This window comes from Blautia sp. AF19-1 (assembly GCF_003479155.1).
GTDB classification, from domain to species: domain Bacteria; phylum Bacillota; class Clostridia; order Lachnospirales; family Lachnospiraceae; genus Fusicatenibacter; species Fusicatenibacter saccharivorans.
In genome coordinates this window covers 65,126-80,365 of record NZ_QUGQ01000002.1, presented here as the reverse complement: position 1 = coordinate 80,365, position 15,240 = coordinate 65,126, and the positions used below count along the sequence as shown (strand labels likewise).

Below are 15,240 nucleotides of genomic sequence, written 5' to 3'. Positions count from 1 at the left end.
CAGAAAAAGCAGCACAGAAAATCTGTTTCTTTCCGTTTCAGATTTCTGTGCTGCTTTTTCTGTTTCTCTTTATTTCGAGGATACCATCCAGTCTGCTGCAGGTGCAGATCCAGTCCCCCATTGCTTCGGCTTCTTCTAAATCATGCGTGACCAGAAGTATCGTTTTTTCTTTTCCTTTTCTGCGGATATAGTTCATCGTTTTCTTTTTCGTCCCCGCATCCAGTCCCCGGAACGGCTCATCCAAAAGGAGGAAATCTGCGTCCATGCGCATGGCCCGCAGAACCGCCACCCGCTGGCGCATGCCGCCCGACAGTTCCGATACAGCCTGGTTTTCACAGCCCGAAAGGCCGAGTTCCTCCATCTCCTCCACAAGATGACGGAAGCTTCTTTTTTCTTTTCCAAACATGCGGCGCCTTACCGAGAGCTGGATATTGGCTGCAGCTGTCAGTTCTTCTGCCAGCCGCGGTTCCTGAAAAACCATACTTTTTCTTAAGGCTTCCAGTCCCCCGATTTTTCCGCCGTCCGCCTGCTCCAGGCCTGCCAGAATCCGCAGCAGGGTTGTCTTTCCCGCCCCGGAAGGAGCCATCAGACAGGTCACTGCTCCTTTTTTCAGTTCCATCGTAAGATTCGAAAAAATAACGTGTTCTCCATACGCTTTTTTCAGATGGCAGATTTCAATCGTATCTTCTCTCATTTCATCACCAGCATTCTTTTTTCCGCAAGATCCATTCCTTTTAAAACAGCTTTTTCGAGACAGAAGCTGACGTACACGATCGCTGCCGTCCAGGCAAAGAGTCCCGGTGTGTCGAGATATATTTTTGCCTGATACAGATGCTCTCCGATGGATCGGTTCGGAATGCCGATTACTTCTGCTGCCGTTCCGGCCTTCCAGCAAAGGCCGAGGGAAAGTGAACATCCCGTCCGGATATATGGGTACAGCTGCGGCAGGATCACCCAGCGCAGCCGCACCGGCCGCGGAACCTGAAAAACGTCTGTCATCTCCAAAAGCGCTGTGTCCAGTTCCCGCAGGCCGTTCCGCGTGTTTGTATACAGGATCGGAAATACCATCAGAAACGAAATCACAACCGAAAGATTCTTCGACGAAACCCATATCAGGATCAGAATCACAAAAGAAGCGACCGGCACTGCTTTCACTGCTGCAACCAGCGGCGTCAGGAGTTCTTCTGCAATGGAAAACCGACCGGCAAGTGCAGCTCCTGCAATTCCCGCCGCCGCACCAAGAAGGAATCCGGCTCCGATGCGTGCTCCGGAAAACAGCAGGGACTGCCAGAAGAACGGTTCTGTTACAAGCGTAAAAAGGCGTTTCAAAACAGCGGCAGGAGATGCCAGAAGGATCTCCTGCCCGACAAAAACACTTGCCGCCTGCCAGATCATAAGCCAGAACACGATCGGCCAGCGCTTCGTTTTTCTCTGTTTCTCTTTTTTGTCTTTATTCGGAATAATAGAAGTCATCTCCTGGAAGTTCTCCTCCGACTGCCTCCGGGTTCTGGTCTTTGAGTACACCGAGATAACCGGAAAGCTTCTCTTTCATCTCATCACCGGTGATGCAGACAATGTTGCACGCCGGAAGCGCTTTCTTTGCGACTGCCTCCGGAACAATGTCATAATCCCCGATCAGTTTTGCCGCCTCATCCGTGTTTTCGGTTACGTAGGATACGGATGCCTGGTAAGCTTCCATGAAGTCTGCAACTGCTTCCGGATGCTCCTTGGCAAAGGCAGTGCGCACAACGGTAACACCTGTCACCAGTGTGCTCACTGTTCCTTCGGACTCCTGGATTTTGTTCCATTCTTCGGTCAGGTCAAGTGCGGTGCGCAGCGTTTCTTTTTTCGTCTGTGCCGTCGTTACAAACGGCTGCGGCAGCATGGCGATTCCATCGGCATCTTCTGCAAGTGCTGCCACGCACTCGGCGTGTTCGCTCTTCCACTCGATCGTTACGTCCTCACCCGGTACGAGGCCGTTCTTTTCGAGGATATAATTCAAAGCATACTCCGGAGTTGCACCTTTGCCGCCCGCATAAATGGTTCTGCCTTTCAGATCCGCAATGGAATGTACGGTATCGCCGTCCTCGACGATATAAAGGACACCGAGCGTATTGACTGCGAGCACCTGCACGCCGCCGTTTGTCTTGTTGTAGAGTACGCTTGCAAGGTTCGCAGGAACCGCGGCGATATCCACCTCTCCCTGTACCAGTTTTGCGCTGACCTCATCCGGGGCAGCGGCAAGTTCAAACGTGTCCGCAGGTGACTCTTTGCTGTCGTTATCGCTCATCATTTTTACCATTCCCATGCTGGTCGGTCCTTTTAATGCAAGCACATGGACCAGTGTCTCATCTTCTGTTTCCGATGCCACTGTGCTGCTCTCTGTCTGCGTACTTTCTGATACTGTACTTTCTGATCCTGTGCTTTTTGTCCCGCTGCTCTCCGACTTTGTCTCTGTCTGGCCGCATCCTGCAAACAGAAGTACCATTGCAAGAATCGCTGCCGCAAAGCCCATCTTTCTTTTCTTTTTCACTTTTTTCTCCACCTTGCTGTTCTTTTTAGTCTACCAGCTTGTCCAGTTCTTTTACATATTCTGTCTGGCTGGAAATCTTGTGTTTTGCCTGCGCCGCATATTTGTTGACTGCCGCCTGTGACTTTTTGATCGACTGCATCGTGCCGGCTCCTGCCACGCATCCGCCCGGACAGGCCATGCCTTCGAGAAGATAACCGTTGTACTTTCCGGCCTTCGCCATTGTCAGCAGTTTCCGGCATTCCTTCAGACCTTCTGCATTTGCCATCTTGATTTCGCGGTCCGGGTATTTTTCACGGATTACATTTTCCACAGATTTTGCAACGCCGCCGGAGACAGCAAAGTTTCTTCCGTCCACCGATGCATCGCTGACGCCGTCCGGATCTTCCTCAAGTGCACTCACATCTACCTGGCGCGCATCGAAAATGCCCGACATCTCTTCAAACGTCAGAACGAAGTCCACCTCACTGCGGACAGACTGGCGCATGGCCTCCAGTTTTTTCGCCGCACACGGTCCGACAAAGACAACCTTCGCATTCGGATTGTGTTTCTTGATCAGACGCGCCGTCAGCGTCATCGGGGTCAGTGCCATCGAGATACAGCTTGCGTAATCCGGGAACAGTTTCTTCGCCATTACAGACCAGGCCGGACAGCAGGATGTCGCCATAAACGGCAGTTTCTCCGGAACTTCGTTCACAAAATCCTCTGCCTCCTGTGCCGCACAGAGATCCGCTCCGATCGCAACTTCAAAGACATCCGCAAAACCGAGCTTTTTCATCGCCGCACGCAGTTTTCCAGGCGTTACTTTCGGTCCGAACTGGCCGACAAACGCCGGTGCCAGCGCTGCATAGACGCGCTCTCCCGACTGGATCGCACGGATTACCTGGAAGATCTGGGATTTGTCCGAAATAGCGCCGAACGGGCAGTTGACGAGACACTGGCCGCAGGATACACATTTCTCGTAATCGATATCCGCTTTTCCGTTCTCGTCTGAACCGATGGCATCCATTCCGCAGGCTCTCGCACACGGACGCTCCTGAATAATAATAGCCTGGTATCCGCATACCTTGGCACACTGACCACATTTGACGCATTTATCCTGATCAATATAGGATCGTCCATTGGTGCGGTCCAGCGTAATGGCCTTTTTCGGACAGACTTCCACGCACGGATGTGCAAGACACCCCTGACATCCCTCCGTGATCAGAACCCGTTTTTCATGACAGGCGTTGCATGCAAATTTGATGACATTAATGAGCGGCGGTGTATAATACGTCTCCGCCTGGTCCGCCAGTTTGATATTGTCCGAGATCGGGGCGTGCTCTGCCGCGCTTCTGCACGGAAGTCCCATTGCAAGGCGAAGCCGCTCTCCTACAATCGCCCGCTCCAGAAACACATCATTTCTAAAATTTCCGACCTCACCGGGAATTACACGGTAAGGAATTTCCTCGATCGTCTTTTCCACCGGAGAGTCCACGTCATACGCCATTTTTGCAACTTCCGTAAAAATGGCATGGCGGATTTCCTGAATTCTTGTTTCTACTCCTCTCATTCTTTCTTCCTCCTGCTGTATTTTCCTCCGCATCTTTTCAGTTAAAATTATTCCGCTTTCTATTACTATACTTGATTTCGAAAGTATTGTCATCTTTTTCCCGTATTTTTGCTGAAAAATTTCGGTCTGCACAAAAAAGAACCTGCCGTCTCTGTATCATTTCACAGAAGTGACAGGTTTCTTATTTTTACCGCTCCCAGAGATCCGGGGCGAGTTCGTCTTTTTTCATACGCTGCATCAGTTCATCCACAGCCTGTTTCGGGTTTTTGTTTTCAAACAGAACCTGATTGACGGCCTGAATGATCGGCGTTTCGATTCCGAATTTTTTCGACAGGGTAAGACCCGCTTTTGCGGAATAGACGCCCTCGACGATCATCTGAACCTCATCCATCGCCTGCTGCATCGTTCTGCCCTGGCCGATCAGGTATCCGGCTTTCCGGTTCCGGCTGTGAACGGAAGCACACGTTACAATCAGGTCGCCGATACCGGAAAGACCGTAGAAGGTTTCCGCATGGGCACCCATCGCCGTGCCGAGCCGTGCAATTTCCGCGATCCCGCGGGTAATCAGAGCCGCTTTCGTATTGTCGCCGTAGCCAAGACCATCCGCCGTTCCGGCTGCCAGTGCGATGACATTTTTCAGAGCTCCGCCAAGTTCAATTCCCGTGATGTCCGGGCTTGTGTAAACGCGGAAGACCGGACTCATGAACACATTCTGCACATACAGTGCGCTCTCGCGGTCATGCGCGCCGACAACGATCGTGGTCGGCAGGCCGCGGCCGACTTCCTCTGCGTGGCTTGGTCCGGAGAGAACAACGACATTCGCTCCCGGCACTTCCTCCTCGATGATCTGAGACATCGTCATCAGGGTATCGGCTTCCACGCCTTTTGCCACATTGACGATGAGCTGGCCGTCCGGAATATCCGCCGCATACTTTTTACATGTGGTTCGCACGTACGGGGATGCTTTTGCCATTACAAGGATGTCCTGTCCGGAAAGGGAGCCGCGCACATCGCAGGTGAATTTCATTTCATCCGGCAGTTTTACGCCCGGAAGCTTCGTCAGATGCTCTCTGTGTTCCTTTAAGCTCTTAATTTCCTTTTCATTTTCCGAGCAGATCGTCACGTCATGCCCGTTGTTGCAGAGCAGGAGGCCGAGGGCGGTTCCCCAGCTTCCTGCTCCGATGATGCTAATCTTTGCCATATTTTATTTCTCCGACTTTTTGGATAAATACGTTTTCCGCTCTGTTCCCGCGATGAGACGCTTGATGTTTGCACGGTGCTCCCAAAAGGCAAGCACGGCAAGAAGTGCGATCACCACGTACATCTCATAGAGATACGGCGGTTCCAGCGCAAAGCAGCCCGCCTGTCCCATGATAACGGCCATTGCAAAAAAGACAACGTAAACCATCATGGAACCGAGGGAAACATAGTGTGTTACTGCAAGATTCAGGAAAAACAGCGCTGCACAGACCAGCGTGATTCTCCAGTCAAACGAGATAATCAGACCCGCGGTCGCAGCGATTCCTTTTCCGCCGCGGAAGCCTAAGTAAAACGGGAAGTTGTGGCCGAGAATCGTTCCGGCCGCAGCATACACCGTCAGCAGTTTCAGCAGTTCCGGGTGCGATGCACCGAAGATCAGGCGTACCGTCAGGACCGCCAGAATGCATTTGATGCAGTCGCCGGCAAGCGTGATGGCGCCTGCTTTTTTCCCTAAAGTCCGGAGCGCGTTGGTCGTTCCTGCGTTTCCGCTGCCGTGTTCCCGGATATCAATTCCCTTCGTCCTTCCATAAATATATGAGGTCTGAAAAAGGCCAAATGCGTATCCGATCAAAAGGCATATGATCCGTACCATAACTCTTTACTGCTCCTTCTCTTTTCGTTCTCTGATGATGAATTTCAGCGGTGTGCCGCGGAAGCCGAACGACTCTCTGATTTTATTCTCCAGATATCGAACATAGGAGAAATGCATCAGTTCTTTGTCGTTGACGAAAATAACAAATGTCGGCGGTTTGACCGAAACCTGTGTCATGTAGTAGATTTTCAGTCGTTTTCCACGGTCTGACGGCGGCTGCTGCATTGCCATTGCCTCGGTCAGAATCTCGTTCAGGACACCGGTCTGTACGCGCAGGTTCTGGTACTGCAGAACCATGTCGATCGTCTCGAACAGCTTCGGAAGACGCTGTCCTGTCTTCGCAGAGATAAAAAGAAGCTCTGCGTACGGCATGTAAGCCAGTGTATTTCTTACTTTTTCGGTAAAGCGGTAGATCGTCTTGTCATCTTTTTCCAAGGCATCCCATTTATTTACCGCAATGATCATACCTTTTCCACGCTCATGGGCGATACCGGCAATTTTGGCATCCTGCTCGGTGACACCCTCGGTTGCATCGATCAGAAGAACGACGACATCTGCGCGCTCTACGGCAGATACTGTACGGATGATGCTGTACCGCTCCAGCTCCTCTTTGATCTTGTTTTTCTTTCGAAGACCTGCGGTATCGATGAAAATATATTCATTTCCATTGTGCATGATCGTGGTATCGATCGCATCGCGCGTCGTTCCGGCGATGTCGGATACGATGACACGGTTCGAGCCCAGCAGTTTGTTGACCAGGGAGGATTTTCCGACGTTCGGTTTTCCAACAATGGCGATGCGCGGAATCTCGCTCTCCTCCTCGTTTTCCATCTCCGGTTCAAAGTATCCTGTCACCTCATCGAGCATATCGCCGATGCCGAGCTTTCCGGATGCGGAAATGGCGTGCGGCTCTCCGATGCCGAGGTTATAGAATTCATAAACATCCATCATCTGACGGTCGAAGTTGTCGACTTTGTTGACCACCAGCACAACCGGCTTGCGGCTTCTTCTGAGCATATCAGCTACTTTTGCATCGGCATCTACAAGGCCCTGACGGACGTCAGTGATGAAGATGATGACATTTGCGGTATCAATGGCGATCTGCGCCTGGTCTCTCATCTGGGAGAGAATGATATCTTTGGATTCCGGCTCAATACCGCCGGTGTCTACCAGCGTAAATTTGTGGTTCAGCCACTCCACGTCGGCATAAATACGGTCACGGGTTACACCCGGTGTGTCTTTTACAATCGAAATATTGTCTCCGGCTAATACATTAAACAGGGTGGATTTACCCACGTTCGGCCGGCCCACAATTGCTACAATCGGCTTGCTCATACATTGTTCTCCTTCTGTGTATCGTCTCCTGGTTTTCCTCCACAACGGCTTTCACCAGGTCGCTGCCCGGCTCATCGATAATCTGTACCGGTGTTTTCAGGCGCTCTTCCACCTCTTCCACCGTCACATCGTCGAGAAAGACGTTTTTTCCCGAACGGAGCATGTTGCACGGAAGCAGCAGGCAGTCGCCAAGATCTCTTCCCTCTAACTGCTCCATCAGATCCTTTCCGGTAATCAGACCGGATACGGTAATGGATTCTCCAAAGAAATAGTTGATAATCGTGACAACCTCCGCCTGTACATTCGGATATTTTTCACGAATTTTCTGCATGTGTTTTTCCAACGACGGCGCCGCAGCTTTTCCGGTCGCAATCGTTACATGGCGGTGACGGTCGTCCCCTTCTCGTTTCGAAAGTTCTTCCGCAACCTCGTCTTCCAGAAGCCGGAGCATTCCCACTCCGTTTTCCAGCTGGATATAGCCATCGTAATTTTCCTCCTCCGGGATCGGCTCTCCCGCCAGCAGATACCATTCATCACCAGCATGGATAAAGTGAAGTCCCCACTGTTCATACAGCTTTTTCTGCCATTTGTGAATCGTGGCAAGAACTTCTTTTGCATCCTCCCTGGTAAACGGTTCCAGAGGCGCCAGTCCGTCGCGGTACTTCGAAAGTCCGACCGGGACAACCGAAACACTTTTCAGATGCGGCAGATATTTTGACAGATCCGAAATACTGCGCTCCAGCTCTGCGCCGTCGTTGTATCCCTTGCAGAGCACAATCTGTCCATTCATCTCGATTCCCGCCTCGTAAAGGCGCTGGACCTTCGGAAAGATATTGCCCGCAAAACGGTTGTGCAGCATTTTGCAGCGGAGCTCCGGGTTCGTTGTCTGGAACGAAATATTGATCGGTGCCAGATGGTAGCGGATAATCCGGTCGATATCGTGGTCGCTCATGTTGGTCAGTGTAATATAGTTTCCCTGCAGGAAGGACAGACGCGAATCGTCATCCTTAAAATACAAGGTGGGACGCATTCCCGGCGGCATCTGATCGATGAAGCAGAAAATGCAGTTGTTGCTGCAGGAACGGTACTGATCCATGAACTCGTTCTCGAATGTGATGCCGATTTCCTCGTCGTACTCTTTTTCAATCTCCAGATCCCATTCTTCCCCGTTTTTCTTCCGGATCGTGAGTTCCAGATAGGAGTCGTTGGTCTGGAAATGGTAATCAAAAACGTCCTCGATTTCTTCCCCGTTGACACGAAGCAGTTCGTCTCCCGGTTCCAGTTCAAGCTCTTCGGCAATACTGCCCGGTTCTATTTTCTTTATGATGTGTTTCGTTTTGTTTTTCACAGATATTACGTTATGGCCTTTCCTTTTCCTTCATTTTCTGTCCGAAAGGCAGCAGAACTCTGCATAGCCAGCGGACATTCATTCATTATAATAACAACAACCTGCACAAAAAGCAAGGATTCTTTCGTTTTTTGCTTGACGCGCCCTTTCCCAAGATGATATAAATAGGAAGTAAATGGTTTGTAAAAAATGTCGATTACTGGAGGTTTGTATGGCTAATTTAGATTTACTTGAAAATTCCATTCCGGTTGCTCCGTTAAAGCTCGCAGCTCTGCCGGGCAGTATGGAAATGGCAAAAAAAGTTGATGCGTATCTGGTTCAGTTCCGTAAAGAGCTCGCCGAGCGCCGCAACGGGGTTTCCTTTTCCGGATATTCCGAGGATTCTTTTCTGATTGACTGCGAGTGCCCGCGTTTCGGTTCCGGCGAAGCAAAAGGAAAGATCAACGAATCCGTCCGCGGTGCCGATCTTTACATCCTGGTTGATGTCTGCAACTACAGCATCACCTACAAGGTCTGCGGCTACGAGAACCACATGTCACCGGATGACCATTATCAGGATCTGAAACGTATCATCGCTGCTGCAACGGGAAAAGCACACCGGATCAACGTAATCATGCCTTTCATTTATGAAGGAAGACAGCATAAGCGCACCAAACGTGAGTCTCTCGACTGCGCACTTGCTCTGCAGGAGCTGATGAACATGGGTGTTTCCAACTTTATCACCTTCGACGCACACGATCCTCGTGTCATGAACGCAATTCCGCTCGGCGGCTTTGACAACTTCATGCCAACCTACCAGTTTTTAAAAGCCCTTCTTCGTTCCGTTCCGGATCTGACGATCGACAACGATCATCTGATGATCATCAGCCCGGACGAGGGAGCGATGGCGCGTGCCGTATACTTCTCCAACGTGCTCGGCGTCGATATGGGTATGTTCTATAAGAGAAGAGATTACTCCACCATCGTAAACGGAAAGAACCCGATCGTGGCACATGAGTTCCTCGGCGATTCCGTAGCAGGAAAAGATGTTGTCATCATCGACGATATGATCTCCTCCGGTGAGAGTATGCTCGACGTTGCAAAACAGGTCAAAGAGCGCGGCGCTGACCACGTCTTTGTCTGCACCACCTTCGGCCTCTTCACCGATGGTCTGGAGAAATTCGATGCTTACTATGAGAAAGGCTATATCAGCAAAGTCATCACCACCGACCTGACCTACCGTACACCGGAACTCGTTTCCCGTCCTTGGTATGAGCCGGCTGAGATGAGCAAATATATGGCAAGCATCATCGATACGCTTAACCACGACGTATCCGTTGCAAAAGTACAGTCTACGACAGAGAAAATCAATAAGCTGCTGGCAAAACACAGATAGTCGATTTTGTGTCCGCCGGATGCATACAGCAAAAAACGGATCTGTTTTTTCCAGGTCCGTTTTTTGATGCTTTCTATTCTGTTTTCGATCCTGTTTTCAGACCAGGGAAAGGAATGCCGCGAGGTTTCCTCTTTTTCCCTTCGATGCACGGTGGGAATACAGGAAATCCGGGTTGCAGCAGGTGCAGAGGTTCGGCAGATGAATCTGCTTCTCCGGCACTCCTGCCGCAAGAAGGATCTGATGATTCGCCTCCCAGAGATTTAACTGGTATTTTCCATCTGGTTTTCCGTAGAACAGTTTCTCATGCAGTGTTTCCGGGAATGCTGCCCGGAACTCTTCGATCACGTCACCGCTCACCTCGTAGCATTCCTGGCAGATCGACGGGCCGACGGCTGCGATCACATCTTTTGCTTCTGTTCCAAACCGTTCGTGCATCGCATCGAGCGTTGCCTGTCCCATCTTGTGGACCGTTCCACGCCAGCCGGAATGTGAAAGTCCAATTGCACGGTGCACCGGGTCGACAAAGTAGAGCGGCACGCAGTCCGCATAGAATGTCGCAAGTACGACGCCCGGCTCGTCAGTGATCATACCGTCAATATCATGAAAATCGCGGTCTCTTGTCACGCCGCTGCCGCAGTCTGCTTTCGTCACATAACGGACCTTCGTTGTGTGTGCCTGATCGGAGGTAACAATGTTTTCCACTTCAAACCCCGCCGCCTCACAGAATCTTCTGTAATTCTCCCGCACATTCGCCGGATCGTCGCCGCGCGAAAAGCTGAGATTCATGCTGGAAAGATGTTCCTTACTCACCCCGCCGATCCGTGTGGAAAATGCATGGCGGATGCCCTCAATTTTCTCAATCGCCGGCCAGGTCAGATAGACCACGCCGTTTTCCGCCTCGTTGACATGCATCGTTTTTTTATCGTTTTGTTTCCATTGAATTGGTATCATAAAAACTCCCTTCCTACCAGCCGCTCCCCTGATAATAAAACGCGTTCGCATAGACGCGGATCTCCTCCGGTGTCTCTGCCACGACGTCGAAGCGGCAGGGCACATCCATCGGGATCTGGTGGAGCATGCGGTAGTAATCTGCTGTTTTTGAAATTTTCTTCTGTTTCTTTCCATCCACGGCGCTTGTCGGGTCTCCGGCTGTCCGGCCGGTGCGGTATTTTACTTCGATAAAAATGTATGTGTCGTCCTGTTTTGCGATCAGGTCGATCTCACCGAAGCGGCACCGGAAATTCCGCACCAGGATGTGATATCCCAGACTTTCCAGATATTCTGCCGCACGGCTCTCCTGTCTCGTTCCTACTTCCCGCTGGTTCAAATGCGATACCCTCTCCTTTTTTTGATGCGGTGCCTTTACACAAAATGGCCGATAAACGACTGCCGGTGGATCGGTGACGGGCCGATTTCTTTTAAAGCAGCGATATGCTCTGCCGAACCGTAGCCCTTGTTCGATGCAAAACCGTAGCCCGGAAGCACCTTGTCGTACTCTTCCATCAGGCGGTCCCTTGTCACCTTCGCAACAATACTTGCCGCCGCAATCGAAACACTCTTGGCATCTCCCTTGATGATCGGCACCTGGCGGATGTCCACCTGCGGGATTTTCACCGCATCGTTTAAGAGCACATCCGGCTTCACGGAAAGCTTGCTGATCGCCTCCCGCATCGCCTCGTACGTTGCCTGTAAAATATTGATCTCGTCGATCCGCGCCGGGGAGGCATAGCCGATGCCGACGGCCACTGCCTCGCGCATGATCACATCGTACAGCTCGTCGCGTTTTTTGGCCGTCAGCTGCTTGGAATCGTTCAGATACAGGATTTTACTGTCGCGCGGCAGAATGACCGCACCTGCGACCACAGGGCCCGCCAGAGGGCCTCTTCCGACCTCGTCGATGCCGCAGATCCAGCCAAGATCCTCATATTTGTGCTCGTAGATCTTCATCTGTTCCGTGCGCTCGCGCTCTTTTTTTAAGGCCTCTTCCTGTTTCTGGTATTTTTGAATCAGATTTTGTACGCCGGCACGGGAATCCTCTTCATATTCCAGATAAAGGGCGGGCAGCTCCGTCTCCGAAGCTGCCGCAAAAATTTCCCGTATGGCGGATATCGATTGTTTTTTCTCTGTCATCGTTGTTCTCCGCATTTTTTATTTTGATAAATCCATTTATTCCGGTTTTTCCAGCGTGATTCTGCCGAGCTTTCCGCTCCGGAAATCATCCATCAGAAGCCGTGCTGCTTTTTCGTAATCGAGCTCATTTCCCTTTTTCAGGCAGCCGCGCACACGCGCAATCTCACCCAGGATTTCCACACGATCCGTCATGCCTTCAAAGCCAAAGCGTTTCTCCAGCGTTCCCGGATACTCTGCCGTCAGATAATCGATGACGGACAGCGCCAGCTCCTCCACGTTCAGGATCTCATCGTTGATGGAACCGATCATCGCAAGATGCAGTCCCACCTGCTGGTCCTCAAACTTCGGCCACAGGATACCAGGTGTGTCCAGAAGCTCCAGCTGTTTGCTCAGACGGATCCATTGTTTTCCCTTCGTGACGCCCGGTTTGTTTCCGGTTTTCGCACAGGCTCTGCCCGCATACGCATTGATAAATGTCGATTTTCCGACGTTCGGAATACCGACAACCATCGCGCGGACCGGACGGTTCAGGATGCCGCGTTTGCGGTCGCGCTCGATTTTCTCTTTGCAGGCCTCCTGTACGGCGCTGTTAATCGCTTTCATGCCGGCTCCGGAACGGGAATTGACCTTCACAACAGAATATCCCTTTCCCTTGAAATATTCCATCCAGGCATCGTTTCCGCGCTCATCGGCAAGGTCCGATTTGTTCAGCAGGATCAGCCGTGCTTTGTTCTTTCCAAGTTCATCTATATCCGGGTTGCGGCTCGCTGCAGGAACTCTCGCATCGACCAGCTCAATCATCAGGTCGATGAGCTTTAAGTCTTCCTGCATCTGTCTGCGGGCCTTCGTCATATGACCCGGGTACCACTGATAATTCATGTTTCTTCTCCTTCTATGCTGCGTTTACACGAAACCGATTTTCTTCCACGGCGAAATCGTAAACCAGAGCTTTCCGACAATGCGGTCCGAATCCACGAGTCCCATGCCGTTGTGGCGGCTGTCCTCGCTGTTGTTCCGGTTGTCGCCGAGCACAAAGTACTGTCCCTTCCCGACCGTGATCGGCTCGGAGGCAAGTCCCGCGTTTGTGATGGCCGGAAATTCATCTTTTTCATTATAGACTTCCCCGTTGATGAGGATCTGTCCGTCTTTGATCTGTACCGTCTCGCCCGGCAACGCAATCACACGCTTGATGTGGATGCTCGCCTTCTTGTCCTCACTCGTCCGGAACGCGATGATATCCCCGCGTTTCGGAGAACTTAAGCGGTACCAGGCGGAGTCCATCAGCACACGCTCCCCCGGCACGAGAGTCGGCTCCATCGAGCCCTCCTGCACCACGACACTTCTGCAGAAAAACCAGGAAAATGCCGCCGCAAGAAGAATCACTGCGATGATTTCCAGATTCCATACAAACATGGAACGGATCTTTTTCTTGTAGAAATATTCTTTTACATATCTGGTATTCATACCCATAGTGTAATTCTCCGTAAGACAAAACCGGAGAAACACAATTGCTCATGTTCCTCCGGCCATCCTTTTAACGACTTATTATTTTACCAGCTCTTTCACTTTCGCTGCTTTACCAACACGGTCTCTTAAGTAGTTCAGTTTCGCACGTCTTACTTTACCACGTCTGATAACTTCTACTTTTTCAACGTTCGGAGAGTGTACCGGCCATGTTTTCTCAACGCCTACGCCGTTAGAGCTCTTACGAACAGTGAAGGTCTCTTTGCTTCCGCCGCCCTGTCTTTTCAGGACAACGCCTTCGAATACCTGGATACGCTCGCGGTTACCCTCTTTGATTTTACCGTAAACTTTAACGGTATCACCAACGCGGAACTCCGGTGCTTCTGCTTTTAACTGTGCATCTTCGATTTTCTTAATAATGTCGTTCATTTCTTTATCTCCTTTTTTTACCCTGGATGTTCTTAATGCCTTTTTGCAACAGCGGACCATCTCTTTACTCACAACAAGATATATTATACTATAATGCATCCGCAGATGCAAGTATTTTTTTCACTTTCCATTCGCCGCTGTACAGCAGACTGCGAAGCGCGAAAGAAAACCGCTGCAGGCCGTCCGCGGACGGTATGCCGGTAAGCCGTGCGACCAGACGGAAACCGTTTTTTTCCAGCTGCTCTTCGAGTTTTTCTTCCTCTTCTGAGAATCCGTCCGGGCACAAAAACACCAGCGGTGTTTCTTTTCCGGCAAAGCTGCGGATATACTCGCTCTTTGCTTTCATACCCTCCTCAAGCGTTCCCGGAAGCTGCAGAATCAGCAGATCATGGTCATCAAACAGATTTTTCTGTTTCCGGATCTTCTTTCGTCCGAGATCAAGGCTTACACCATAGCGTGTCATGCCTGCCAAAAGATCGTGCGCCCAGGCAGACGATTCCTCTTTTTCATTGCATGCGCAGGAAATCTGGAATGCATTTTCCAGAAGGTCCGGCCGCCGCTCGGCTGTCCGCACCAGGGATGCCTCATGACGCCACGCTTCGATCTTTTTGTGGTCACCGGAAAGAAGCACCTCCGGAACTTTTTTCTCGTGCCATGTCTCCGGTCTTGTGTAATGCGGATACTCAAGCAGATTGTCCTGCAGCGACTCAAACTGCGAAGATTCCTCGTTGCTTAAGACACCCGGCACAAACCGCGATACCGCATCCACCAGCACCATTGCACCGAGTTCTCCGCCTGTTAAAACATAATCCCCGATCGAGATATAGTCCGTTACCACTTCCTGCAGTACGCGGTCATCGATGCCCTCATAGTGGCCACAGAGCAGCACAAGATCGTCCTCAAGCGCCAGCTCTTCCACCATCGTCTGGTTCAGTACTTTTCCCTGCGGTGTCAGATAGACCGTGCGCGGCTTTTTCCCGATCTTTTCGGCTACCGACTGGTAGGCGCGGAACACCGGCTCCGCCTCCATGACCATGCCCGCACCGCCGCCGTACGGGTAATCGTCCACGCGGTTGAATTTATTTGCTGAAAAATCCCGGATATTCGTCGTCTCGAGGGAAATATAGCCGTTGTTGATGGCTCTTCCGAGGATGCTGGTGTGCAGCCCCTGCTCGATCATCTCCGGAAACAGCGTCAGAATATGATATTTCATCGTTCTTTACTC

16 protein-coding genes are annotated in these 15,240 nt (G+C 51.1%); 1 reads left to right on the top strand and 15 read right to left on the bottom strand.

The genetic code is table 11. The annotated features are described in order from the left end of the window. Positions 1–37: 37 nt before the first annotated feature. The 8 genes from DWX26_RS01500 to DWX26_RS01465 all read right to left on the bottom strand — a co-directional run bounded on the left by DWX26_RS01500 (position 38) and on the right by DWX26_RS01465 (position 8,617). Complete coding sequence (locus tag DWX26_RS01500; RefSeq protein WP_117760361.1) at positions 38–694, bottom strand: ATP-binding cassette domain-containing protein; 657 nt, start codon at positions 692–694, stop codon at positions 38–40. Then, complete coding sequence (locus tag DWX26_RS01495; RefSeq protein ID WP_117760362.1) at positions 691–1,473, bottom strand: ABC transporter permease; 783 nt, start codon at positions 1,471–1,473, stop codon at positions 691–693. Before DWX26_RS01495 ends, DWX26_RS01500 begins: the two co-directional genes overlap by 4 nt. Beyond that, a complete protein-coding gene (locus DWX26_RS01490; protein ID WP_226906312.1) occupies positions 1,451–2,533 on the bottom strand; it encodes an ABC transporter substrate-binding protein in 1,083 nt (360 codons plus the stop codon). Before DWX26_RS01490 ends, DWX26_RS01495 begins: the two co-directional genes overlap by 23 nt. A gap of 25 nt (positions 2,534–2,558) precedes the next feature. Continuing rightward, positions 2,559–4,082 (bottom strand): 4Fe-4S dicluster domain-containing protein, encoded by a 1,524-nt coding sequence (locus DWX26_RS01485; protein WP_117812873.1) that lies wholly within the window; start codon positions 4,080–4,082, stop codon positions 2,559–2,561. Between the two features lie 187 nt (positions 4,083–4,269). Next, on the bottom strand, positions 4,270–5,283 hold the full coding sequence (locus tag DWX26_RS01480; RefSeq protein ID WP_117812872.1) for an NAD(P)H-dependent glycerol-3-phosphate dehydrogenase: 1,014 nt from the start codon (positions 5,281–5,283) through the stop codon (positions 4,270–4,272). Between the two features lie 3 nt (positions 5,284–5,286). Next, entirely contained in the window at positions 5,287–5,934 is a 648-nt protein-coding gene (gene plsY / locus DWX26_RS01475; RefSeq protein WP_055226461.1) for a glycerol-3-phosphate 1-O-acyltransferase PlsY, read from the bottom strand. A 6-nt stretch (positions 5,935–5,940) separates the two neighbouring features. Beyond that, positions 5,941–7,269, bottom strand: a complete 1,329-nt coding sequence (der, locus tag DWX26_RS01470) for a ribosome biogenesis GTPase Der (RefSeq protein ID WP_117812871.1) — start codon at positions 7,267–7,269, stop codon at positions 5,941–5,943. Continuing rightward, entirely contained in the window at positions 7,223–8,617 is a 1,395-nt protein-coding gene (locus tag DWX26_RS01465) for a DUF512 domain-containing protein (protein ID WP_055226462.1), read from the bottom strand. The genes der and DWX26_RS01465 overlap by 47 nt, the downstream gene beginning before the upstream one ends. Positions 8,618–8,828: 211 nt before the next feature. Here DWX26_RS01465 and DWX26_RS01460 point away from each other — a divergent pair, with 211 nt between their 5' ends. Next, positions 8,829–9,992, top strand: a complete 1,164-nt coding sequence (locus DWX26_RS01460; protein ID WP_117509055.1) for a ribose-phosphate pyrophosphokinase — start codon at positions 8,829–8,831, stop codon at positions 9,990–9,992. A 96-nt stretch (positions 9,993–10,088) separates the two neighbouring features. Here DWX26_RS01460 and pgeF read toward each other — a convergent pair whose 3' ends face one another. From pgeF to trmD, 7 genes are all read right to left on the bottom strand, one after another. Further along, complete coding sequence (gene pgeF / locus DWX26_RS01455) at positions 10,089–10,943, bottom strand: peptidoglycan editing factor PgeF (protein WP_243030470.1); 855 nt, start codon at positions 10,941–10,943, stop codon at positions 10,089–10,091. A gap of 13 nt (positions 10,944–10,956) precedes the next feature. Next, positions 10,957–11,319, bottom strand: a complete 363-nt coding sequence (locus DWX26_RS01450) for a YraN family protein (RefSeq protein ID WP_022461514.1) — start codon at positions 11,317–11,319, stop codon at positions 10,957–10,959. Positions 11,320–11,354: 35 nt separating this feature from the next. Beyond that, on the bottom strand, positions 11,355–12,122 hold the full coding sequence (locus tag DWX26_RS01445; protein WP_055266587.1) for a ribonuclease HII: 768 nt from the start codon (positions 12,120–12,122) through the stop codon (positions 11,355–11,357). Between the two features lie 36 nt (positions 12,123–12,158). Further along, complete coding sequence (gene ylqF, locus DWX26_RS01440) at positions 12,159–13,001, bottom strand: ribosome biogenesis GTPase YlqF (protein WP_055226467.1); 843 nt, start codon at positions 12,999–13,001, stop codon at positions 12,159–12,161. A 24-nt stretch (positions 13,002–13,025) separates the two neighbouring features. Then, positions 13,026–13,592: a signal peptidase I gene (lepB, locus tag DWX26_RS01435; protein ID WP_117760367.1), complete on the bottom strand. Its 567-nt coding sequence runs from the start codon at positions 13,590–13,592 to the stop codon at positions 13,026–13,028. A 75-nt stretch (positions 13,593–13,667) separates the two neighbouring features. After that, positions 13,668–14,015: a 50S ribosomal protein L19 gene (rplS, locus tag DWX26_RS01430; RefSeq protein WP_022461510.1), complete on the bottom strand. Its 348-nt coding sequence runs from the start codon at positions 14,013–14,015 to the stop codon at positions 13,668–13,670. Between the two features lie 88 nt (positions 14,016–14,103). Continuing rightward, positions 14,104–15,228 carry a tRNA (guanosine(37)-N1)-methyltransferase TrmD gene (gene trmD, locus DWX26_RS01425; protein ID WP_117760368.1) on the bottom strand — a complete coding sequence of 375 codons (1,125 nt, stop codon included), beginning with the start codon at positions 15,226–15,228 and terminating at the stop codon, positions 14,104–14,106. Positions 15,229–15,240: the final 12 nt, after the last annotated feature.